The sequence below is a fragment of the Paucibacter aquatile genome, from assembly GCF_002885975.1.
In the GTDB taxonomy this organism is placed as follows: Bacteria; Pseudomonadota; Gammaproteobacteria; order Burkholderiales; family Burkholderiaceae_C; genus Paucibacter_A; species Paucibacter_A aquatilis.
This window is the reverse complement of sequence record NZ_POSP01000003.1, coordinates 1,701,109-1,723,819: the sequence shown is the minus strand read 5'-3', so window position 1 is coordinate 1,723,819 and position 22,711 is coordinate 1,701,109. Positions and strand designations below refer to the sequence as shown.

Genomic DNA, 22,711 nt, shown 5'->3' with positions numbered 1-22,711 from the left:
TGAAACTTAACAGCGAGACCATCAAGGCTCTGTCCCGCGAGGACGCAAACCAGGTCGCAGGTGGGGCCACTGGCACTCAGTACGCTTGCAATTCGAACCGCGCCTGCTGGACAACCCAAGTCTGCGTAACGCATTCGTTGGTTAGCCATTGCTTGTGCCCGACCTATCCGAGCGTTGCCGATCCGTTTTGATCGTTTTGAAGTGCTGAACTGATCAAGCAACCTTTGCGCCAAACCTCCCGGTTCGGCGCTTTTAAGAGGAACTTTGTGAAACGTCTTTTTGTTGCTGCTGTACTACTAGCGAGCCTATGTTCGGAGGCAGACGAGCGTTCTGTCTTGCGTGTCCGTTTGCAAGATGTCGATGGCACTGCGCTCATGAACACCCTCGTGATGGCTCACACCGTGGCGCCACCGGTCGCGCCGGCGCAGACATTCGCTTACGTAGTCGCGCGCACGAACCGGCAGGGCATTGCAAGGCTTAGGGTGGGCCGGCTGGGTGGCTCGTTGGCGCTGAGCGTAGTGACCGCCCGTGGTTTTGTGCACACACCGATCGACAAAACGAAGCGGCACTTTCGGCTGGCTTCCTGTGACGCGCCTTTGTCTTATGAGGTTGTAGAAATTGGGCGCACTTCAACCAAGACCCGAAGCCGTCCACTCAACGTTGTTGCAGCGCGCAGCTTCATGGATCCCCCAACGCAATTCGCCATTCCCGCCAGCCAGAAGCATCGATATAGCGTTTGCCTTCCTCCTGCCGACTACCTAGTGCATCGCGTTGAATCTGATCGCAGTGTTGGGCCGACCGAGTTGAGCACCGAGAGTCAGTCAGGGACGACGCACTTGGAGATCCGTCATGGTCGTACTCATCCAAATTTGCCCCGTGGTGCGGGCGCCATTGCCGGCACGCCGGCAGACATGATCGAAGCACTCGCCACGAAGACAGGCGCTTCTGTTTTGCTCGGTCTCGGTGAAAACAGCCATGGCAGCGCCAATTTGATCAACCTTCTGCGCGAGGCCGTTGAGAAAGAAGCGTTGGGACCGATTGCTGTGCTTGCCTTGGAAATTGATGCCATTGCTGCTAGGCACGTTGACCGCGCCTTGCAATCACGTGACCTGCCGGCGCTGCGACGTGCGGTGGCGACCGTACCGGGATGGCCTTATACCTCTGAGGAAATGCTTGGCCTATTGGAAAGCTTTGCGCGGGCAAGGCAGGCTCCGCCGCGCCTCCTAGGTCTGGACGTGGCAGTGCCCTTTTACGCATGCCAACACTTCAAGAAGAGTTTGGAGCCAGATGCGGATCAGTTAGCTCAATTGTTCGCACGTGTCCAGCCCTTGTGCTTGCCGCTCCAAGCCGTTGATGCGGGGTTGAATGAAGTCAAGGCGGCGGACGCGCGGCAAGCCCTGGACTCGCTAATGGCGGACACTCTCGTACGAAGGTCGCCTGAGCGTCTAGAAGAACTCGATCATCTACGCAAGTTCTTGGCGCTGCGCACTCCGCTGGACGCGTTGGAGCGCGACCGATTCCTTGCGCTCAACCTGTTGCGCCATGAAGAGCTTCTGAGTGCCGGCACTTCGCTGCTGCTCTCGCATATGGGCCACGTGGGCTTTGGGGAAGCGGACTCCCTCGGAGCCTTGCTCAAGAAGAAGCTCGGCGACCGCTATTTTGCCATTGGCACGTTGCTCGGCGGGGGCGAGGTGCGCGCTGTTCATCCTGCATCGGGTCCAACATCTCAGCGTATAACTGGGGCGTCGTCGCTGGAAGGCACGCTGGAACATGCGTTCACTGGACTCGGGCACGGCGACCATGCCATGCAGTTCGCTGCTTTGTCGCGGATCTCTGGAGGCGAGTCTTGGCTGACTGGCCGATACCTCGCTCAGGTAATCGGCGCCATGTACATACCGGAATCGGGTGCATCGCAGTTCGCAGCTATTTCCCCCCGCGAGCAGTTCGACGCGTTAATTTACTTTGACGTCAGCCGAGCTACCCGCCCAGCAAGGGGAACGCCTTGAAGGTAGCGCCGATGCCTGCCGCATTCCAGGCTTTGCGTAGGGCTGCAAACGAGCAATTGATCTCGAACTGGCGTGCAATGAAGCCGGCAACGTCGTTGTCGGTCGGACTCGCTGGAGCGCTGATGTACTGCTTCGAAGATGCGAGTAGTGGGGATCCGGATCCACAGTTGCAATCGCTTTCAAAGGTGCTGCTTGAGGGGTTGGTCGACGCACTCGCTTGCGAGCCCTCCGCGCCGAGCCTTTACGGCGGCATAGTCGGCGTTGCGTGGTTATTCGACAATTATCGGGCTCAATTGCATGCGCTCAATTTGTCTTTGGACATCAGCGCTTTTCTCGACGAGGTTGATGGCCTTCTGCTGGAAGGTTTGTGTAACACCTGGATGGGACCATATGACTTAACTGACGGTCTGGCGGGTCTAGGCTTGTACGGTCTTGGCCGAGGCCAGCAAACGGGTGATTTTTCAATTGCCGCCGCCTGCCTCAAGCAACTGGTGCTGATGCGGCGCATCGTCGAGGGCTGTCCCCTTTGGCTGATTGAAAGCCGGCATATTCTTGACGAGAACGTGGTGCGCCAGTTTCCGGACGGCCAACTCAACCTGGGCCTAGCCCATGGCATCCCTGGGCTCGTATCTTTTCTGGCCAATGCGGTGGCGCTGGGAGTGGAGGAGCCGCAGACCATGGAGCTGCTAGAAAATGCAGTTCGCATCTTGCGAAAGTACCGAGTAGCCGATTCGGAAGTGTCTTTCCCCGGTTGGGTGGGACCCGATGCACCTCGGCGTCAGGCCTGGTGCTATGGTGATCCCGGCGTAGCCTGTGCTTTGTGGCTGGCTGCCAAAGCAACGAACGACGTAGCCTTGCTCGACGAGGTGAAGTCCGTTGTGGCGAAGTGCTCGGCTCTACCGGAGGCACTTACCGGCATCGCGGACGGCTCTCTTTGTCACGGCTCAGCGGGTTTTGCCTTGTTGCTGCATCTGCTGTCGATCAACGCTGGCGAGCCGGCCTGGGCAAGTTCAGCATGCTATTGGGTGCAACGGGCCCTAGACCAGTTCGAATGCCATGGCTTAGTCCGGTTGGTTCCATCACTGCCTGGCCGTGTGGATGGGCATAACGTGAGCCTATTGAGCGGAACACCGGGCACCGTCTTAGCGTTGGGGACGGTCTTTGGGCGGTATTCGAAGCGGTGGTGCAAGTTTCTCGGCGTTGCATCCCTAGCATGCCCCGCATCATGAGCCCTGCCGCGTTCTTTCGGCAGGACTACCAGCGCCGACAGGGGCAAGCCCATCCGCCAGGGATCCAATTGCTCAGCCAACCTGGCACGGGGCTTATGGCTGCGGTTTTGGCATCCTTCGCCGCTGGCCTTCTGCTGTTGGCCGCAAATGTCAACTACTCAAAACGCAGTGGCGCACAAGGAATCATCGTGCCCAGTAGCGGCATGGCTATTCTGCGCGCGCCAATTGCCGGAAAGGTGACTCGTGCCCCGACCCGAATCAATGCCAGCGTGGCCCAGGATGAAATCTTGTTCGAGATCCTCAGCGATCAGAGCACGGGCCAAGATGCAAGTACCAGGGCGGCTCTGGAAGGCATGTTGACGCGGCGGATGGCCACCCTTGGCGTTGAGCAGAAGCTCCAGCAAGACGTGTTACTCGGTGAGCAAAGCAAGATTGGCGCCCAGTTGGCTTCGATCGAGCAGCAGCTTGGGTCTTTGGAAGATGAGCAGAAGCTGGCGAATCGGGTGCTGCTGGCGGCTATGCAAAGGCGAGGGCAGTTTGAGGCTCTTGTCAAGGAGGGGTTTGCTTCCACTCAGCAACTTCAGGACCGCGACGCATCACTGGATCAGGCCAATCAGAGGCTCCATGCCTTGGATCGACAGCGTTTCGAGCTAGAAGCAAAGCTCGCCGAACTGCGCCGCGAGATGCAGCAGTCGCTTTTTCGCTCGCGCTTAAGTGGCGAAGCACTGGCCCGAGAAAAAATCTCTGTGGAAGAACAGTTGCTGGCTCACCGTGCGAGTGGCGAAGCGAGGGTCAAGGCGCCCATGCGGGGGATGCTTTCAAGCTCGCTGGTCCAACTCAATCAGCAGGTGGCTCAGGATGCGCCCTTGGCTGCAATCCTTTCAACACCATTTAAGCCCGCTGCCTGGTTGTTCGTGTCAGATACCCACGTGCGTGAGTACAAGGTCGGGGACTCTGTAGTTCTTAGGTTTGAGGGTTCCGACAAAACACGTCAAGCCACCGTCCAGAGTGTGACAACAGCTCCCGTCACAACCAAGGAGCTGATGGTCGCGCAATCCCTTTCATTACCCACTGTTTCCTATCTAGTCAGTGTTTCGCTGCCGCCTGCAGCTCGTAACGGCGAAATGGCCGATTCGGACCTGCGGGCGGGCATGCGTATCAACGCGCTAAGTCCCGGGGACCGCAGACCTCTGCTGCAATGGATTTTCAAACCCTTCATTGAGGTCGTGAGCGGCCTGTCGCACAAAACATGATCTTGCGTACCAAGAGAATGACCGTAGCACTGCAGTCTGAAAGCGCGGACTGCGGCCTGTCATGCATGGCCATGCTGGCCAGCCACTACGACGTATCTATCGATCTTGGGGAACTGCGTGATCAATTCGGGTCGGCGCGGGGGGTAACGGCCGCGACTCTGATGGACATCGCGTCGGCCTACGGCTTCGTGCCCCATCTGCTCCAATGCGAGCTCGGCCAATTGCTTCAGTTGAAATCGCCCTGCATTTTGCATTGGGACATGCGGCATTTCGTCGTATTGGAGCGGTTGTCGCCCACTCGAGCTTGGATCATTGATCCAGCCGTTGGTCGGCGCCGCATTTCCATAGAAGAGTTGGACCAGATGTTTACCGGCGCCGTGCTTACTATCAAACCCGGACTACCGCCCCCCAAAAGTCACAAACGTAGTCATGCCTCATTGAGAGACGTGATCGGACCTACTTCCGGGATTCGTGCAAGTCTAGCTAAGGTGCTTGTGCTGGCGGCAATGCTGGAATGCGTTGCGCTCGGTTCTCCTTTGTTGATGCAGACCGTTATTGATGACGTGATCACCTTGGGCGACAGTGACTTGCTGATGGTGGTCGGTATCGGCCTACTGATAGCGACACTATTTCAGTGCCTACTGGTGGCCGGCCGCGGTTGGGCGCTCTCGTTCGCTGGAGCCAGCTTTCGGCTGCAGTGGAGCAGCGCAGTACTCTTTCGTATCCTGACGCTGCCGTACGCCTACTTTCAGAGACGCTCCGCGAGCGACGTGGTGTCGAGGCTTGAGTCGGTCAAGGCCATTCAGTCGACGCTTACCCATAGTTTTGTCGAAGTCTTGCTGGACGGCACATTCGGGTCCATCGCTCTGGTAATACTGGGGCTGTACTCGCTGAAACTGGCCTTCTGCACGGTCGCATGCCTAGTGGCAGTTGTTTTGGTCCGTTCGACTGCCTTGCACTTGAAGCGGGAGCGCAACGAAGAAGCCATTCACCACGATATCCGGCAGCAGGCGTACGCGTTGGAAGCGGTTCAGGCCATCCAGACGGTCAAGGCCAATCATGCAGTATCGAAGGTCCACGGCCGCTGGCTGAGCCATGCCACAAGCCATACCGAGGCGGACTTTCGAATCAGTTTACTGGAGAGCAACACGCAAGCACTAGTGCGCTTAATCCTAGGTTTGGAGCAGTGCGCTGTCATCTACCTTGGCGCGCGAATGGTGCTTGACGGGCACGCGACGGCCGGAACCCTAGTCGGCTACATGATGCTCAAGGAGCAATTCTTGGCAAAGGCAAGTGCTTTGACTGCCAAGGTCATGGAGTTCAGATTGCTGCGCACCCACGTCGACAGGCTCCATGACATTTCCCGGGAAACGATTGCGAGTCCCACTCGAGAAGCAGCTTTGTGTATTGACGCGCCGACATGCACCGACGGAGTGTTGTCGTTTCAGGACGTTTGGTTCCGATATAGCGACGGAGACCCCTGGATTCTTCGCGGCGTGTCCTTTTCCGTGCGGTACGGAGAGTCGGTGGCTATCGTCGGCGCTTCTGGCGGGGGTAAGTCCACTCTGATCAAGATTGCTGCCGGACTGCTACAGCCGACCCAGGGGCGCATACATGTCGGTGTGGATACCGAGAAGGTCGCGTCGGTACTGCAAGACGATCATCTCTTTGCAGGAACAGTCGCAGAAAACATTTCGCTTTTCGCGGAAACGCCCGACGTGCAGCGATTGCAGTCCTGCGCCGTCGCCTCGCAAATCGGTGATGAGATCCTTCACTTCCCAATGGGCTTCAACACCATGGTTGGCGAATTCGGCAGCAGCCTTTCGGGCGGCCAAAAACAACGAATCCTGCTGGCTCGCGCACTCTACCGGCAGGCGGAATTGCTTCTGCTCGACGAGGCCACCAGCCACCTGGACGCTGCCAACGAACGCGGCGTTATCCAGGAACTCAGTGCCATGCCGATCACGCGAGTGTTTGTCGCTCACCGCGCCGAAACCATTCGGAGCGCGCAGCGCATCCTGAGGCTAGAGGGCGGTCAAGTCGCCACGGGCGAGACTGCCAGTATTCTGGCCAATCAAACTTTTGGCGTTTCATCAACATGAGCATCTTTGTAAGCGTCGCATCCTATAGAGACCCGCTGCTATGTGGAACCCTCCAGTCCTTGTTTGAGCAAGCAGATGAGCCTGCGAAACTTTATGTCGGCGTTGTCGACCAGGGGCGACCGGAAGAACGTTTGGAAATCGACGCTTCGCTGCGAGAGCGAGTCCGGTACGTGCACGTAGACGCCCGGGACACACTGGGCCTGGGTTGGGCAAGGACGCTGGCCAGCTCTTTCTACAACTTCGAAGAATGGTATTTACAGATTGACTCCCACATGCAGTTTTCCCCGGGCTGGGACACCCGCATGCGGGTGCTTGCACAGCAGTGCTCAAGCCTGAACCCCAAGTTGGTGATCTCGTCCCACCCACCTGCATTCACTTTGAGCCCGACGGGAGAGCCGGAGCTTGCTCCGACCTCGGATCTCGTGGCCGCTCACGTGGTCAAGGAAGGGGAGCAATTGAGCGTTGACAGCAGCTTGCTGCGCTATCAGTCCATCCTCGTTCAGTCCGCCGGGCCGATTCGAGGCGCACACCTAGCCGGCGGCTGCTTGTTTGCTCGCGGAGACTTTTTCCATGAAGTCCCCTACGACCCATTTCTGTATTTCAGCGAGGAAGAACAGGCTCTGGCAGTGCGTGGATACACCCACGGATGGGACGTGTTTCACGTGCAGGGCCTTCCTATCTTCCATCTTTACAACACCGAAAAGGGAGGTGTTGCCCGCAGCCTGCACTGGCGCGACATCCAGGATCCTCAGCGTACTTTTACTTGGCAGATGCTGAACGCACGGTCCCAGCAACGCCTCAATCGTCTTCTGGGCGGGCACCCCGGCATGGGGGTGTACGGGCTCGGGTCTGCCAGAACTTTGGCAGAGTACGCGGCATTCTCTGGTGTCGACTATGTAAACAAAGTTATCGAGCCATGTGCTTACTACGGTCACTGGCGGTGTCGCGCTAGCGCGGGCTGAGGGCTCTGTATATGATGATAGTGCGACTCAGGTTGTCAGCGCCGATCCAATTTGACCCACCCTGCCGATTCAGTATTGACCCGGGGATGTCATGGTCCAATTTCTTCGGACACCTCGATAAGGGCCTTTAGCCCCTGAGACGAAGACGAGCATGACAGAGAAGAAGCCCCGCCGAGAACGCAGGAACATGCGTAAGCTCCCCCACCAAGTAGACAGCTGAAATCAGAGAATGCGGCCCAACTGAATCGCCCCGGGTTCCGAGGAGGCCTGTTGGTTTAAGTCAGGCGGTCGCGGCCTGACCAGCGCGGTGACGATGGTAATTGGCTTCGAACTCAGCAGGCGGCACATGGCCCAGTGGGCCCATCAGCCGGTGATGGTTGAACCAGGCGACCCATTCCAGGGTCGCCAGTTCCACCGCCTGCTTGGTCTTCCAAGGCCCGCGCCGGTGAATGACCTCGGCCTTGTACAGCCCGTTGATGGTCTCGGCCAGTGCGTTGTCGTAGCTGTCGCCCTTGGAGCCCACTGAGGGCTCGATTCCGGCCTCGGCCAATCGCTCGCTGTACCGGATTGACAGGTATTGCGAGCCGCGGTCGGAGTGATGCACCAGGCCATCGGACGGCTTGCGGTCGTACAGCGCCTGCTCCAATGCGTCGAGTACGAACTCGGTGTGCATCGAACTGCTCTGACGCCAACCCACGATGCGCCGGCTGAACACGTCGATGACGAACGCTACATACACCCAGCCCTGCCAGGTTGAGACATAGGTGAAGTCCGAGACCCACAGCTGGTTCGGCCGCTCGGCCCGGAACTGCCGATTGACGCGGTCCAACGGGCATGGCGCCTTGGGATCGGGAATGGTGGTGCGCACGGCCTTGCCTCGGCGCACACCCTGCAGCCCGAGCTGGCGCATCAGCCGCTCGACGGTGCAGCGCGCCACGGCGACGCCTTCGCGGTTGAGCTGGCGCCAGACCTTCTCGGCGCCGTAGACCTGATGGTTGGCCTGCCAGACGCGCTGCACCTGCGGTAGCAGTTGCACATCGCGCTGGGCTCGCAAAGAGCGCAAGGCCGGGCTGCGCTGACAAGCGACGTGGCGCCAGTAAGCCGATGGGGCAATCTGCAGGACGCGGCAGATCGGCTCGACCCCAAGCTGCTGGCGGTGCTGGTCGATGAACGCCTTCAGGACTTGATGCGGCGGTCGAGCTCCGCCTGGGCGAAAAACGCGCTGGCCAGCTTCAGAATCTCGTTGGCCTTGCGCAGCTCGCGCACCTCTCGTTCCAGTTCCTTGATGCGCTGAGCCTCCGCAGTCGAGACACCGTCTCGCTGGCCGGCATCGACCTCGTGCTGCTTGACCCAGGTGTGCAAGGTCTGCGGCACGCAGCCGATCTTGTCGGCGATGGATTCGATGGCCGCCCACTGCGACGGATGTTCTGCTCGGTGCTCCAGCACCATGCGCACGGCACGCTCACGCACCTCGGGCGAAAACTTCGGGGACTTCTTCATGGCTCCATTCTCCAGAGTTGGAGCCTCCTCAAAACCCGGGGCGATTCAAGGTGATCGCATAGGCTTCGCCTGCAGTTGGCGGCACAGTCAATCAGGTCCGCTAGGGCCTCGATGGCACTTTCAGATATCTCATTGAGCTGCTCTGAGTCGATGGCGAATGTGGCCTCATTTACGTGGACGAACTTGTTGAGCTTGTCGACGGCGTCGCGCAACGCCTTTGCCTCGCCGTCAACATCAATGCCAAGTTCCTCCTCTGCGAACTTCGTCGACAATCCTCCATGAATGACATATTGAATTCGATGTCGACGGGTGAAGCCATCCCTTGACGTCGGGTCGGGCTTGAACCAGGGACTAGCCTGGAGCTCTTCTTTAGGGGCCAGGCTGTCTAATATGTTGCGGGTAAGCTCGCGAAATCCGTTTGAGAAGTTGGTGGCGCGGAGTGGGTTGCGAAGGTCGCGAAGGCTCAGCAGCGTTGCATCAAACAGCGCTACGTGAAAGGGCCTTGTGAGCTTGGCTCGAAGGCGGTCGGCATTTGTATTGGTCATGGATTTCAAGTTCGGCTGCCCTACTTGAGCTGCTGCCTGGATCAAGCTCGGGGCGGTTCTTCAGCAGGTTCCTCACCCATTCGTCGTGGATGAGATCGGTCCACCGAGCACGGAACCGCCCCGACAAGGCCAGCCACATCAGGAAGTCCCGCAGCGGGGCAGGATACAGAACCCAGGCGTCGAAGACTGCCGTGAACGGCGAACTCTTCATTCGTAGCCCATCTGTAGAGCCTGTGCCTGCGCAGCAAGTTCTTCCATGGCCGCCGCGCTCCGCTCTTCCTGGGCTGCCTTGTAGGCCATCAGGTCAGAGAAGCGAACGCGGCGATGCTTGCCTGCCTTGTGGAAGGGCAATGCACCCGACTCAAGTAGCTTGACCAGGTGGGGGCGCGACACGTTGAGCATGTCGGCCGCCTCCTGGGTGGTCAGCTCTGCATGGATGGGGACGACTTTGACCGCGTTGCCGTCGGCCAGCTCCGACAAGATGTCGACCAGCAGACGCAGTGCGGAGGTCGGCAGCTCGACGGCGTGAGCCTCGTTCTTCTCGTCGAAGATCTGGATCCGCTGGGTCTCGAACTGCGTCGATAGAAACGCAGCCAGTGCGCGTTGACCTTGGGTGGCCGCAGCAACCTCGCGCGCAACCGGCAGGGATGCTTCGAAGGTGGTGGACTGGGTCATGGTGAACTGCTCCGCGTGGCTGGTAACGGGGTGGCAATCATAGTCGAAACAAACGAAAATCGCAACAACCGAAACGGCGAGCCGCTTGGTGCTGGCTTCCGAGCCGCGTGTCACCCTGATGATGCGGCTCGGATGATTTAACCCGTTATCGGGCGAAAATGCCCGTTCGATCTTGTGCGATGAGGAGGTGATCTGTTCTCCGACAAGGGGTTAGATCATTGAAGGTTGCTGGCACCCCTCTTGCGAACAGTGGTGACAACCGCATCGGTTACAAGCTCGCAAGAGAGGTTCAATGGCGCTACTTCACTACAACAACCTGGATGTCGCTCGACCGGACATCCTCCTCAAGAACGCCTTCTACGGCCTGAAGACGTTCCATGACTTCCTTCGACGGACGAAGGACTACATGGAGGGCGACGCCGCCGTGAAGCGGCTCGCGTGGAAGGCCGGAACACCGCCTGACGATGATCAGACCGGCAGCCCTCGCGGCTTCTGGATCCAGCTCGAGGAACCCAGGGACCGTCCGAACGAGCCAGAGTCCACGTTCCGCGCGTTCATGGACGAGAACGTCCGCGACGTGTTCGAGAGGATCGCCGATGACCCGGACGCATCGGCTGACCGCCGCAGCAACGGGCGCAAGAAGTTTGCTGATGACCGCAGGCTCCAGGTGCTCGATCGGGATCCCGAGACATCCCAGCTCCTGGTCGATCGCCGACCCAAGGCCGAAGAGCTGCTCTTGCGCCCGAACACACTCACCCTGCTGCGGCAGGCTCAGGCGTTGCAGGCGCTCCAGAACGCGCCCCTGCCGTCGCATCGGCCGCTGCTACGGCTGACGGAATCCGCGGACCATGCTCGGTGGCCGTCCTTCGAACCCGCCGGGGTTGAGGATGGCGGTTGGATGGTGCTAACCGATGAGACGCGCCCAGGCACAGACGAGCAACGCCGCTTCGTCCAAATCGCCCTAGCGACGCCTGACTTCGTGCTTTTGGAGGGGCCACCAGGCTCCGGCAAGACAACAGCCATCTGCGAGCTGGTGCTGCAGCTCGCCAGGCAGGGCAAGCGCGCGCTACTTTGCGCATCCACCCACGTCGCCGTCGACAACGTGCTCGAGCGGCTGATGGATGAGCGCAACCCGCACCGTGATTTGGTCATCCCGGTCCGAATCGGTGAGCGCAGAAACGTCTCGGAGAAGGCCGGCCCTTGGCAGCTCGAGCGCTTCGTGAAGACCGAACGCGAGCGTCTGCTTCGGCATCTTGACCGCCGCGGAGGCCTGAGCGAATCCCAACAAGCCCTGTTGGATGAGATCAGAAATGGGCCGACCGCCATTGAACGCATGGTGCTCGACGCCGCCAATCTTGTTTGTGGGACAACCATAGGCATCCTGCAACACCCCGACATCAAGGCCAGTGGACACGCGGCCGCGAACTTCGATGTCTTGATCGTCGACGAAGCGTCCAAGACGACCTTCCAGGAATTCTTGGTTCCTGCGCTGCTCGCTAAGCGGTGGGTGGTCGTCGGGGACCCGAAGCAGCTGTCGCCCTACGTCGACGATGCCGCGATGGCCGTCAATGTCGAGGCATGCCTCGGCGACGAAGACACGCGAAATGCCTGCGTTGATGTCTACATGGCGAGCCAAGAGGACCCACGGAAGCGGCGAGTTGCCGTCGTATCCATCGATGAAGCGAAGGCGATGGGTGTGTATGCCGCGCAAGCCGCAGCTCGTGGTGTTGTGCTCGCGGACGCCAGCAACGATGACGCGATATGGAGCGCGGCCGTGGTCGTCGGAGACGCTTCCCATCTTGAGCGCCGAGAAGAGGAACTACCGCTCGATGTCGCCACGGTGCGGCACGGCGGCGATGGCCTGGACACCATCCGACGCAGGGCCGATGCATGGTTGCGCATCTCCGGACGTGGTCGCGAAGAGCAGCCTGAGTGGGCCGCCGAGATCGCCTGGCGCATCGCCCGTCTCTACGAGCAGCGCTTCGTAAAGGAGGCCGAGCCAGGTGTGCCCCAAACCCGCTCGACGAGCCAGCGACTACGTAAGCAGATAGAGGCGCTGCTGCCAGCAGCCGAAACCGGCGTCAAACCGGAGGCGATTTGGGCCGAGATTGATCGCGTCCGCAGAGTCGCACTACCGTCCATCCTCGAGTCGCTTCGCCAAGGCTTTGAGCGTGACCCGCAGGCGAGGATGTCGACTGCGCTCTCAGACGGACTGCCGGCGTCAGCGCTCCGACTGCGCCATGTGCTCCTCAGCACGCAGCACCGCATGCATCCAGAGATTGCAGCATTCCCGCACGAGCAAATCTATGGAGGCGAAGCCCTCTTCACACCAGAGCACATGCCAGACGAGCGTGCCTGGAGCTTTCGTCGCCACGCGCACAGGGGCGTCTGGCTCGACGTTCGGGGCAGTTTCAACGGCCGCTTCAATTCGAACTCAGCTGAAGCCGCCGCGGTCATCGACGAGCTGAAGGCCTTCGACACATGGGCCGCACACAACCCTCGAAGCGACGGGCGGCCGTGGGAGGCTGCGGTACTGACTTTTTATCGAGGCCAGGAGCGCGAGATTCGCAACCACCTTCGGCGCTGGACTCAACAGGGAAGCGGCATGCGGCACTTTACGCAAGGACCGAAGGCCAAGCCGCATCTGACCGTTGAGCTTTGCACCGTGGACCGCTTCCAGGGGCACGAGGCCGACCTGGTGATCATCTCGTTCGCAAGCGCGCGCCCGACGAGCTTCCTCGAAAGCCCAAACCGCCTGAACGTAGCGCTCACTCGGGCGCGATACCTGCGCATCGTCGTCGGTGACCGCCACGCCATGCAGAGGGCACAGCCTTCCGTGCTGGGCATGTTCGCCGAACAAGAAGTTTGGGAAGCACAGATCAAAAAAGCTGGAGGAACTCATGCGAGTTAACGGCCTAGCCGACATCGGCAAGCTATTGAACGCGGTACCTGCGACGGCCGCTTCGGAGCAACGTGCCGCTCAATCAACCCAGCGCGCAGCCACAGGCGCTGCAGGTGCCATCCGCCTTACCCGGGAGATCCGTGTTGAGTGTTGGCGCGTGATTGGCCAGGTCGCGAAGGCGGCCAAGCGCAACGAACTGCTGCCGGTTCTGCTACGAGCGCGTGAGCGCGGACAGACCGATGCGAGAGACATTGCAGAGCATCTGCTTTTCGAGGCCGGTTCACGCCACGTCATCGCCCAGCGGCTCCTGCAGATCTCAGAGCAGTACGGGCTCCTGGAGCAGGAGAACCGCCAGTACCGCTTGACCGAGTCTGGGCGCACGGCACTGGATACGAAACAGGTCTTCGTCCCGGAGCGTGGGACATGGACAGTTTGGGCCAGCGATGACCCGCTGCTTGGCGCATCCATCCTCCGCGTCGAGCCTTGGAAGGAATTGCCAGCTCGTGAGGAGGTCCGACGCGAGAAGCACGACAACGCACCTGAGCGCCGCTTCAGGAATTTGCCTCGGTGGGTTCGAGATGCAGTCGGCGTCATCACCACACCGTTGGTCGCAGGCGCACCACTGCGCATCGATGAGCTCGAGGCGAAGGGTGAGGAGGTCGATGCCGAGACGACCCTCCGGGCGATATGGAATGTCACGGGTGCTGGCCTCAGGATCGACGGCACCCTTGGGAGCGAACGTGTGAACGCTGTCGCCGACGCACCAGAGATAGCCGCCAACGCAGTCTGGATGCAGCTCATGCAGGCTGAGGGGCTGTGGTCGCAATGGGACGGCTCCGCCGATGCACTAAGGGTCGCCTTCGACGAGACGATCGCCGGCGAACGCGAATCTCTCGTCCGAGGGATCCACTTCAAGCGACCCGACATCGAGTCACTTGGAACCTTCGACGCGACGACGGTCGACGGGATCGCGCTGCGAGCAAGCTCCCACCAGGATGCAGCGCGCTGGGCGGAGTGGCGCCTTCGAGCGCGCGTGCAGGACTACGCGACCGCGGAGCAATTCGGCAAATGGACGGCTGAAGCGGTCAAACCGTTCGCCGAGTTTGATCCTTCCACGCCGGCCAGGCAGGAGCTTGCAGATTCGGCGTGGCGTGAACGTACGGATAGACCGACACCGAGCACATGGCACTTGGTTGCTGCCGAGGACTGGAGCCTGTGATGACGACAAGGAATAGTGCCACTTGGCAGAAGCGTTTCGTCGAGACCATCGACCAGCGGAATCGTGAGTTGCCGCCGGCGTGGGTGTCCATGCCTTCTGTCGCCAACGCGCGCGGCGAACAAGGACAGGCAGTGTTCGAGTCCGGCCGGAGCCGGCAGATGGCGAACGCCGTTATCTCGTTGCTTTCCCAGGCTCGCGAGAAGGCGGTGATGTCCAGCTTCCTGCTGGCCGACAAAGGGGTCGAAGACGCGATCCTCGAAGCGGCAAAGCGCGGCGTTCGCGTCTACGTGCTGCTGGCATCGGAAGCGCGCCTTGGGCGGGAGGAGGGTGAAGGCGAGTTCGACAAGCGCGTTCTCGACCAGCACAAAGCGATGCTCACCCGTCTCGGTGGGCATGCGCTATTCCGGTCTGCACCTCACTTCCACGCGAAGGTCGTCGTGATTGATCCGGAAACCCGCCCAGCAGGCCTGTTGCTCACTGCGAACCTCACCACCGAAGCGCTTGAGCGGAACGAGGAACTGGCCGTGAACCTCAACGCTTCGGAGGTGATCGAGGTTACTGGCTACCTGAAATGGGCCATGTGGGAGGCTGCGGAGCACGAGCTGATCGATCCGAAGGATCGCTTCAAGGCTACGCGCCCCCTCGGCAAAGTGCTCCACCCTGACCCAGGGAAGCAAATTGTCGCGACCACAGCGAAAGCCAACGCCATACAAGAGGAGGCACTGCGACTCATTGACGGGGCCAGGTCGCGCATCGTGGTCAGCAGCTTCGGCTGGGATGAGGACCATGCCGTCGTCAAACGGCTCTGCACGCGAGCTCGTGAAGGCCTGGACGTCACTGTGCTGGCGCGCATCCGTCCCTCATCCATGCCCGCACTCTTGGCGTTGGCCAAGGCTGGTGCAACCGTTCTCGGCTTCCGCTGGTTGCACGCCAAGGCGATCTGGACCGAATCGGGTCAGTCGTTGGTGATGTCGGCGAACCTGCAGAGCGATGGGCTGGACCATGGCTTCGAGCTGGGCCTGCGCCTGTCCGATGGGCGCTCGCGCGAGATATTGGAGCGGCTCGAAGGCTGGTGCGCCGCTGCGCCTTGGCGCCTCGAACCGAAACCACTCCTCGGTGCTCTCCTCGGCAAGGTAAAGCTTTGGAAGCAGCAGCAGCTCGTCGACGATGAGATCCTCACTTCGGTCGACGTTGATCTCGGTGCCGTGACGGCCGAATCAGCGGCAGCGATCGAGGCTGGTCGGCCCCGGCGTCCGGCGGAAACAGCGTCGCCGTCGACCCTTGCCCACGACCTTCGTTGCGTTTGGCTGGTGGCTGCACCGAGCTTGGCTGCCAAAGCCAAGGAAAAGCTGCGGCCGGCCGCAGAGAAGGACCAGCCCGGTGCGAGCTATCAGCCCGCCGTCTTCCGCGAGCCGAGCGGTCGCCTGGTGGTCGCCGTTCGATCCGTCGCTGAGCTGGACCAGGCACGCATGGTGATGGGTGAGGTTGGGGCTGCCACCATCGTGGTCGCCGAAGGGGCGAACTGATGGACAGGCGCACGGGAACATTGCTGTGCTGGCATGCCGAGCGCGCGGGCATCGAGGTGCTCGAAAGCGCCATCAAGGCGCTTCAGAACCGGCGCATCGACATCAATCGCGTGCTCTATCTTGTCCAGGCGCAGCGTGTGCCTAGTGTTCCGGCAACGATAGGACGGACCGTGGTCGAACCCATCAGCATCGCGCTCGATGATCCAACTCACCACGCAGCGATTTACAAGCAGGTGCGCGATAGGGTGCTTCCGCGGCTGCGTGATCTTCGAGATAGCCTGCACATCAACGTGTCGCCGGGTACGCCAGCGATGCACAGCGTCTGGCTCATGCTGCATGCAGGAGGGGCGTTCCCCGTAGGCGCGCATCTGTGGTCGTCGCAATTCAGTCGCGAGACGGGTCGAGTCCGCATCGACCCCGTCTACTTCTCGATCACGACGTACCTTGCCGAGATACAGCGGGTGGCTCGTCTCCAGCCTCAGCTGGCGGTCTACGAGGCGCAAGCCCGCTCCCCCTCCCGTCGTCTGGCTTTGGAGCACCTCGCGCGCTATGCGCGCGTTTTCGGGGCCCCATTACTCATCCTCGGTGAGCGGGGCACAGGCAAGACCCGCCTGGTTGAGACGTACGTCGCCACCCTAAAAGGTCGTAAGCAGGTTGTCACCGTCCCATGTGGCGGTCTGGACTCGGCGCTCGCCGAGAGTCTCCTTTTCGGCCACCGCAAGGGTGCCTTCACAGGCGCGGCCGGCGATCGGCAGGGCCTTCTGAAGGAAGCGGATGGCGGGATTCTGTTTCTGGACGAAGTGCAGGACATCCCCAAGCCCGTGCAACGCAAACTCGTTCGCGTGTTCCAGGATCGTCAGCGTCGACACAGGCCGCTTGGCAGCGACCGCGAGGAAACAGCCGATGTCGAGCTGGTCTGTGCATCCAATTTGCCCATGGCCGAACTGCGGGAGCGTCTCGACGCGGATCTGTTCGACCGGCTCAGCCACCTGTCCGTCGCGGTTCCGCCGCTGCGGGAGTGTCGAGAGGACTGCAGAGACGACTGGAACCGGGTTTGGGGGGAGCTCCGACAGCGTGACGACATCCCGGTGGATGCGCCATGGACACCGGAAATCGAAGCTGCGCTGCAGCGCAGCTCGCTGATGGGCAATCTCCGTGACCTTCAGCGCCTAGCAGTGCTTTGCATGGCCTGGTGGTCGGTGCCGGACCAGAAAGTGGACGTTGCCAGCGCCCTCGGTGAGTGGTCGCGCTTCACCATGACTGAAGCGAGCGAAGTCAGCGACCTAGGGGAGGGAACCCGTGCGGAGCGAGTTCGATGGTTCCGGGATCGACTCGCTAAGTGGGCCAAGGCGCGTTACGGGACCTGGGCCGCAGCCGCCAAGGCTCTCGAGTGTGACGAAAAGACCCTTCGACTCGATCTGGCCGCGGCTGATGGCGACGACCCTCACTCTCCTGTGCCGGGTGATAAGACCCGGCAAACCTAGATCGGATCGTCGCGCGGCGACTGCGCAGGTCAGGTGATGGGATAGACAACTGTCGTCAGCCTGTCCTCATCGCAGACCCGGACAAGGGTCGGATGAAGCCATCGCAGCTGAGCCTGTCGCTCGGTGCTGGGGATGCGCTGGCCGCCACAGATTCGGGGGCCGGTACGGTAGGTATGCCAGTGCGCCCGGCGGATGTGCGGTCGAGGTCCGTTGCGCTCGGTGAGCTCGGCCGCTCCGTCCCGGAGGGACTGTGCCTTTCGCAGGGCAGAGCCCATACGCGCGCCAACCAGCCACTCCCGGGTCTGCTGTGCAGCGAATACTTTGAAGCCCTTTCTGGTCTTGGTCGGCGTCGGGTTGCCAGGTCGCCCTTGACGTCCCGAAATGTCTGACGCCTGGCTGCACAAGAACAGGACCAGGTTCACAACGGCTTTGGTTGCCGTTGCGATCGCCTGTTTGATCGCGGGCTCATCTGGCATCCGCAACATGCCAAGTGGCCCTTGGCTCGCAGCGATGACCATGTTGGCTCGATCGTGCGCCTCAGCCAGCGTCCAGTTACCAAGATGAATAGGCACCGGATAGAAGAGCTGGTAGTCATCACATCCGACATCGAACAGCAGTCGCAGCTCGGCTCGCTGATTGTTGACATCATGTTCGAGATGGACGAAGCAGCCATGGATCGAACCGCCCAGGATGCTCATGTTGGGAGTGGGCAAGTAGACGCACCATTCGGGCATCCGGAGCAGCAGGTCGCACGGAAGCTGGCCGTCGAGCGGCGTTTCGCAGACTTCTTGGTAGACCGTTGGGTCGAAGGTGTAGACGCCCCGAGTTTTTCTCCATGCGGCCAGTGCGGCAAAGGCCGTTGCGTCCATCACTGCGAATGGGGAAGACGCCCCCAGATGCGTTACGCAGACCCCGAGGTGGTTGGCGATGGCTGCTTGGCTGCACGTAATAGGGGCGTAACACCAGTCAGGCCAATCGGGGGCACTGACTCCTCGCATCTCCATGCGCATCTCGTCGATGTCGCGGTGCGCGTTTGGGAAGCGCTGCGTGTATGCGGCCAGCAGTTCGTTGGGGCGCTTCGCGTGCCCCAGGTGATTCGTTTCGCTCATGATCCCGGTGTGGTTGCCGAGCTGCGGAAACCATCGAGCTCACGAAAAACGTCAGTCGCGATCTGGTTGGCGCCCACAGCCCCAATGACTCAGTGACGAGCACTGAGTCGCGAGGTCACGGGGGCCAATCACCGCGGAACGAGTAGCTGGGCCTCGCGGTTCACACCGCAAAGTGATCTGGCGAGCCAGACCCGGGAGCAAATCCCGATGTTGAGTTGTTGCTGCTCTCAGCTGCTTAACGTGGGGTCTGATCAGCTCGCTGACAAGCTGCAACCTCACCCCCTAAATTGAGGGGGCGGCGCGAGATCAACTGCCCGACAGCGGTGGCAGTCCTCGCTGCTCCATCACTGCGCTGAGACCTGCAACGATGAGGGCCTGCAGCGACGTGTGCTCGCGCACAGCCAGGTCATGGAGGCGGTACCAGTCTTCGTGGCCCAACCGGACGGCGATACCCACGCGCTTGTTCTTCCCGCGGCCTCGGCCCTTGAGTTCAGCCGCTGCGTGCGGGTCGGACGCCGCTGGTGCTGCGACTGCAGGGGCTACGGGCGTGGCCGGCTTGATTGCGAACTTCGTCAGGCTGCTGCTCGGTTGCATCGTTCTATCTCCAGAAGGTGGCTGTCCAGCCACAGGTAGTACCGAAGGATTTCCAGGACGGCTTTGTCCTCATCCTTTGCCCTCTCGCTCACCGCCAAGCCGTCAGTGAGCGCGCGCGAGAACGCGCGGCGATCGCCGATGGTCACAGGCGCCACTGGTCCGGCCGGTGTGAGTGCGTCAATCGCCTGCTGCACCTCCAGCGCTCGGGCCGGTGCGCGATTGATCACAAACGAGTGCGGCTTGCCGGCAGCCGTCGTCAACGCAACCGTCCGGCGCGTGGCCGCGATGTCGGGCATCGACGGCTGGACCGGGATGACGATGTGATCGGCAACGCGCAGCAGAGCGGTTGTTCCGGCGGCAGCATGGGGCGGGCAGTCCACGATCACCAGTTCAAACCGCTCGGTCGTGGCATGGCTGACGATTTCGGTGATGGAGCTGGGATCCGCCCGAACCACGAGGGGGTCTGGTCGCTGTCGTGTCTCGGCCCATGCCGAGACCGTGCCCTGCGGATCGGCATCGACGAGCAGCACCTTGCGTCCTCTGGCGGCCAGCACCGACAGATGGATGGCCAGGGTTGACTTGCCGCTGCCACCTTTCTGCGAGAAGACTGCAAGCGTGCAAGTGCCAGGGGCGCGATCATGATGACGTGACGACATGCTGACGCTCATGGGATCGTTGCCCATCAATGCTTGAGGTCGGGGTCTGAGCCGTTTGCGCGGCGCACGGTGTCCATGTCCCGGTCGCTCGCTCGCACTTTGAGTGCGCCGCCGCCCTGCGCGTAACGACCTTCGAGGTAGTTCTGCGCTGCGCTGGCGATGCTGCGATGTCCCATCAGCGCGGCCACTTCGATGCGGGTGAGCTCGCGTTTGGCCTCCGCGGCGAACAGATGCCGGGCGGAATAGAGGGTCGGGTAGGTGGACCGCTTGGTCAGGCTGGCTCGTCCGACGTCTGCCACCAGATCTCGCACACGGTTGTAGAGGTCCACGAAGGCACCCTCGGGCAGCATGGCCATGACATCAAGCAGGCTGTCAATGATGCGCAACTGCATAGGGTCGAGACCGCCTACGAAGATCTCGCGCGTGGGGCCGTGGGAGCGACCATTGGTGGCCTTTGCGTTCTGGACGATCAGCGTCACCCCTTGTCGGCGCGCGGTCGCCCATTCGCACGGGCGCAGTCCCGTGGCTCGAGTGGATGCCAGCCAGACGGCAGCCAGTTTGCCCACCTGCGAGCTGGATGCGCAGAGCGCCGTGATTAGGGTGTGCCAGTCTTCCGGACTGACGTACCGAGCCCGCTGCTGGGACCCGCGGCGCTCCATGAGGTTGCGTTTGCGCTGCTCAGCCAGCCTATCGTCGTGTTCGATCTCGGAGATCCCCTGCTCGGGATCCAACAGCTCCATCACGACCCGGTCGATGTCTTCCTCGCTCGGGTGCTCGCGCAGATGCTGCATCAGTGCCGCTTTGTACTGGCGGTCAGTCGATGCAGAGATGAACGGCCGCAGGTCGTGCCAAGTGATGGCCAGTTGCAGGTTCCGATCGTCCAGGTGCCGCAGATCGCCTACAGCCAAGCGCCGGGCGAGGTGGTTCTCCAGGGTTCGCATGACCCGCCGGTAGGACTGCAGGGTCTCCGGCGTTCGGTTCGGTGTACGCAGCAGCATTTCGAGCTCTCCCATGTAGTTGTTAACGCGTGAAGGTGCTGTCCTGGAAATGCGTGTTGCGGCGAGCCCGGAAATGCTGCTTCTAGACGGCGGTGTCTGAGTCACCCGGTGTTGTTGCCGCGGCCACGGCGCGCGACCTGCGGAACTCGTCGAGCATCTGCTGCGCGTAGTCCTTCGCGTTCGTATGCCAACCTGACTTGAACACCGCCGCGCCGTCGCGGATTTGTTTGGTTGTGTTTTTCCGGACGATCTCGGCTGCGGAGCGCAGGCCGAGGTAGTCGAGGTTGAAGTCGAGCGCGTGGTCAACGTGACGCTGCAGGCGCTTGAGGAGTGGTTCACCCTCCTCTGCAAACAGCGTTGCGTGGGCGTAAGTGGACGCTTGGGTGGTGCTCCAAGTGCGCCTGGCGCCCGAGATGCTCTCCGCCCTCATGGCCAGATCCTGCGCCGCATGTCCGGCGATCAGTTCTGAGTCCATCGGCGGCACCCCGCGCCCGAGCATCGTCGTGATTGCAGTGTGGCGAAAGCTGTGGAAGACCAGGTCTTCGTCCGTGATTCCCAAGTCGGTCAGGTAATCAGCGAACCGGCGGCTCTGGTTCTTGCTGGGGTCGCTGGCGCGGGTAGCGCCTTGCTTCAGATGAGGGAACAAGGTCAAGGCACCCAGGGTGTGCGCATGTTCCACGTACTCCCAGAAGCCAATCTCGATCAGGCGGCGCGACACCGGGACGATGCGCTCGGAGTTCTTGTTCTTAACGCGCCGGCCTGACTCTTCATCCTCTCGGATTCGGAAGACCAACACGCCTGAGGCTGGGTCAACGTAGATGTCTGCCAGGGTGAGGGTGACGATCTCACCGAGCCGAGCGGCGGTGAACAGGGCTATCAGTGCACACCAGAAGTAGTCTGCAGCCGAGTTGGCTGCCAGGTACTTTTCGGGATCGAAGATGAGCTTGAGTTGATCCGGGCTGAACGGCCGGTAGCCGTTGTGCTTGCGGGCCGTGGCCGCTTCGTCTTTGATCCCTTTCAAGGCTTTGCGGAAGTCTTCATCGATCGGATTGGATGCCATCACTTCGCTAGTGACGCAGTAGGTGCAGAAGTCCTCAAGGTGACCGATGGCCTTGAGCAAAGTGCGGGCGGCGACGCCGCGGTGGGACTTGGCGGGACGGCCGTCTTTGCCCTTGCCGGTGTCTTTGCCTTCAACAGTCTTGTCCCAGACGGCGTCGGATGTGACGGCGCCATACTTGGCGTAGAAGTTGACGAACCTGAGCAGGGTGGCCCGGGTCAGCTCGTGAGCGTGCGTCTTGCTGATGTCGACCTCAAGGCTGCGCTTGAGGAACATCGTCAGGCTGTCCAGCGACCGCTTCTTTTCGGCCCCGGTGGACTCACTGTTGCGCCCGACACCGTCGCGGGACTCGATGTACTCGTCGACGGCGGCGGTCAACCTCTGTGGCTTGATCGAGCCGAAGGCAGGTTGGCCGGCTGCTTTGACCACGGACTGGGACAGCGTGCGAACGATGGCCTGGGGATCGCTGAGGCTGCCAGCGGCCTTCTCCAGCATGTCCTTGAGCTGCGGCTGCGCTTTGAGCAGCTCATTGAACAGGGTGAGATCGTTCAGGTCCTTGATGTCGATCTTCAGGTCGCCGGCTTGCAGCGTCATCTGCTGCAGCAGGTCGCGCGGGTCGATGTTCGAACTCATCTCGCAGATCCTTTCCAGGGCCAAGTTCACAGACATGGCCAGGATGCGAGCATGACGTGCGTCGCGGGTGCGAAGCGACACACGGATCTCCCGAGGCTTCCCTTGCTCGTCTCGAAGTCGAGTGGGCACGATCCAGCGGAAGCTGAACACGCCGTGGCGGTTCAGTTGGAGCCGTGCGGGACGACGAGTGGCCAAGGTGGATACCTCAAGTGGACACCCGGCCAAAGAAAAAAGGCCACTAAGTCGTTGACTCGGTGGCCT

At 61.2% G+C, this 22,711-nt stretch carries 17 protein-coding genes, 1 pseudogene and 1 other annotated feature; of the genes and pseudogenes, 9 read left to right on the top strand and 9 right to left on the bottom strand.

Annotated elements, in window-relative coordinates; genetic code table 11:
- Positions 1-374: 374 nt before the first annotated feature.
- Genes C1O66_RS10630 through C1O66_RS10610 form a run of 5 tightly spaced genes read left to right on the top strand, consistent with a single transcriptional unit; the run spans position 375 to position 7,552 of the window.
- Positions 375-2,006, top strand: a complete 1,632-nt coding sequence (locus C1O66_RS10630; RefSeq protein ID WP_102767857.1) for an erythromycin esterase family protein — start codon at positions 375-377, stop codon at positions 2,004-2,006.
- A gap of 11 nt (positions 2,007-2,017) precedes the next feature.
- Complete coding sequence (locus C1O66_RS10625) at positions 2,018-3,235, top strand: lanthionine synthetase LanC family protein (RefSeq protein ID WP_102767856.1); 1,218 nt, start codon at positions 2,018-2,020, stop codon at positions 3,233-3,235.
- A complete protein-coding gene (locus tag C1O66_RS10620) occupies positions 3,232-4,488 on the top strand; it encodes an HlyD family efflux transporter periplasmic adaptor subunit (protein WP_165794555.1) in 1,257 nt (418 codons plus the stop codon). The genes C1O66_RS10625 and C1O66_RS10620 overlap by 4 nt, the downstream gene beginning before the upstream one ends.
- Positions 4,485-6,590 carry a peptidase domain-containing ABC transporter gene (locus C1O66_RS10615; RefSeq protein ID WP_102767854.1) on the top strand — a complete coding sequence of 702 codons (2,106 nt, stop codon included), beginning with the start codon at positions 4,485-4,487 and terminating at the stop codon, positions 6,588-6,590. The genes C1O66_RS10620 and C1O66_RS10615 overlap by 4 nt, the downstream gene beginning before the upstream one ends.
- Positions 6,587-7,552 carry a GlcNAc-transferase family protein gene (locus C1O66_RS10610; RefSeq protein ID WP_102767853.1) on the top strand — a complete coding sequence of 322 codons (966 nt, stop codon included), beginning with the start codon at positions 6,587-6,589 and terminating at the stop codon, positions 7,550-7,552. Before C1O66_RS10615 ends, C1O66_RS10610 begins: the two co-directional genes overlap by 4 nt.
- 280 nt (positions 7,553-7,832) lie before the next feature.
- On the opposite strand, the gene C1O66_RS10605 is transcribed toward C1O66_RS10610, so the two are convergent.
- The 4 genes and pseudogenes from C1O66_RS10605 to C1O66_RS10590 all read right to left on the bottom strand — a co-directional run bounded on the left by C1O66_RS10605 (position 7,833) and on the right by C1O66_RS10590 (position 10,272).
- A protein-coding gene (locus C1O66_RS10605; RefSeq protein WP_102766725.1) for an IS3 family transposase occupies positions 7,833-9,052 on the bottom strand; the annotation gives its coding sequence in 2 pieces (ribosomal slippage) (positions 7,833-8,764 and positions 8,764-9,052; 1,221 coding nt in all).
- Positions 8,658-8,774 (bottom strand) — a sequence feature (AL1L pseudoknot). Its footprint overlaps the gene before it by 117 nt.
- Positions 9,049-9,597 (bottom strand): pPIWI-associating nuclease domain-containing protein, encoded by a 549-nt coding sequence (locus C1O66_RS23665; protein WP_133155166.1) that lies wholly within the window; start codon positions 9,595-9,597, stop codon positions 9,049-9,051. The genes C1O66_RS10605 and C1O66_RS23665 overlap by 4 nt, the downstream gene beginning before the upstream one ends.
- 43 nt (positions 9,598-9,640) lie before the next feature.
- Positions 9,641-9,808: pseudogene (locus C1O66_RS24365) on the bottom strand (PIN domain-containing protein); the annotation flags it as partial.
- Positions 9,805-10,272, bottom strand: a complete 468-nt coding sequence (locus tag C1O66_RS10590; protein ID WP_102767851.1) for a helix-turn-helix domain-containing protein — start codon at positions 10,270-10,272, stop codon at positions 9,805-9,807. The pseudogene C1O66_RS24365 and the gene C1O66_RS10590, both read right to left, overlap by 4 nt.
- Positions 10,273-10,564: 292 nt before the next feature.
- Between C1O66_RS10590 and C1O66_RS10585 the strand changes: the two genes are divergently transcribed.
- From C1O66_RS10585 to C1O66_RS10570, 4 genes are read left to right on the top strand one after another with little or no spacing between them, the layout of a single operon-like run.
- Positions 10,565-13,183, top strand: a complete 2,619-nt coding sequence (locus tag C1O66_RS10585) for an AAA domain-containing protein (protein ID WP_102767850.1) — start codon at positions 10,565-10,567, stop codon at positions 13,181-13,183.
- Entirely contained in the window at positions 13,173-14,393 is a 1,221-nt protein-coding gene (locus C1O66_RS10580) for a hypothetical protein (RefSeq protein ID WP_133155165.1), read from the top strand. Before C1O66_RS10585 ends, C1O66_RS10580 begins: the two co-directional genes overlap by 11 nt.
- A complete protein-coding gene (locus C1O66_RS10575; RefSeq protein WP_165794554.1) occupies positions 14,393-15,919 on the top strand; it encodes a phospholipase D-like domain-containing protein in 1,527 nt (508 codons plus the stop codon). Before C1O66_RS10580 ends, C1O66_RS10575 begins: the two co-directional genes overlap by 1 nt.
- On the top strand, positions 15,919-17,403 hold the full coding sequence (locus tag C1O66_RS10570) for a sigma-54-dependent transcriptional regulator (protein WP_102767847.1): 1,485 nt from the start codon (positions 15,919-15,921) through the stop codon (positions 17,401-17,403). The genes C1O66_RS10575 and C1O66_RS10570 overlap by 1 nt, the downstream gene beginning before the upstream one ends.
- A 29-nt stretch (positions 17,404-17,432) precedes the next feature.
- Here the strand turns inward: C1O66_RS10570 and C1O66_RS10565 are convergent, their stop codons facing one another.
- The 5 genes from C1O66_RS10565 to C1O66_RS10545 all read right to left on the bottom strand — a co-directional run bounded on the left by C1O66_RS10565 (position 17,433) and on the right by C1O66_RS10545 (position 22,645).
- Positions 17,433-18,512 (bottom strand): AcrVA2 family anti-CRISPR protein, encoded by a 1,080-nt coding sequence (locus tag C1O66_RS10565; RefSeq protein ID WP_102767846.1) that lies wholly within the window; start codon positions 18,510-18,512, stop codon positions 17,433-17,435.
- Between the two features lie 306 nt (positions 18,513-18,818).
- Positions 18,819-19,106, bottom strand: a complete 288-nt coding sequence (locus C1O66_RS10560; RefSeq protein ID WP_102767845.1) for a hypothetical protein — start codon at positions 19,104-19,106, stop codon at positions 18,819-18,821.
- Positions 19,085-19,789, bottom strand: a complete 705-nt coding sequence (locus tag C1O66_RS10555; protein WP_102767844.1) for a ParA family protein — start codon at positions 19,787-19,789, stop codon at positions 19,085-19,087. The genes C1O66_RS10560 and C1O66_RS10555 overlap by 22 nt, the downstream gene beginning before the upstream one ends.
- The gene (locus C1O66_RS10550; RefSeq protein ID WP_133155163.1) at positions 19,789-20,760 is read right to left on the bottom strand and encodes a hypothetical protein; all 972 of its coding nucleotides are present in this window, start codon (positions 20,758-20,760) and stop codon (positions 19,789-19,791) included. Before C1O66_RS10550 ends, C1O66_RS10555 begins: the two co-directional genes overlap by 1 nt.
- Positions 20,761-20,842: 82 nt before the next feature.
- The gene (locus tag C1O66_RS10545; RefSeq protein ID WP_133155162.1) at positions 20,843-22,645 is read right to left on the bottom strand and encodes a site-specific integrase; all 1,803 of its coding nucleotides are present in this window, start codon (positions 22,643-22,645) and stop codon (positions 20,843-20,845) included.
- Positions 22,646-22,711 lie beyond the last annotated feature (66 nt).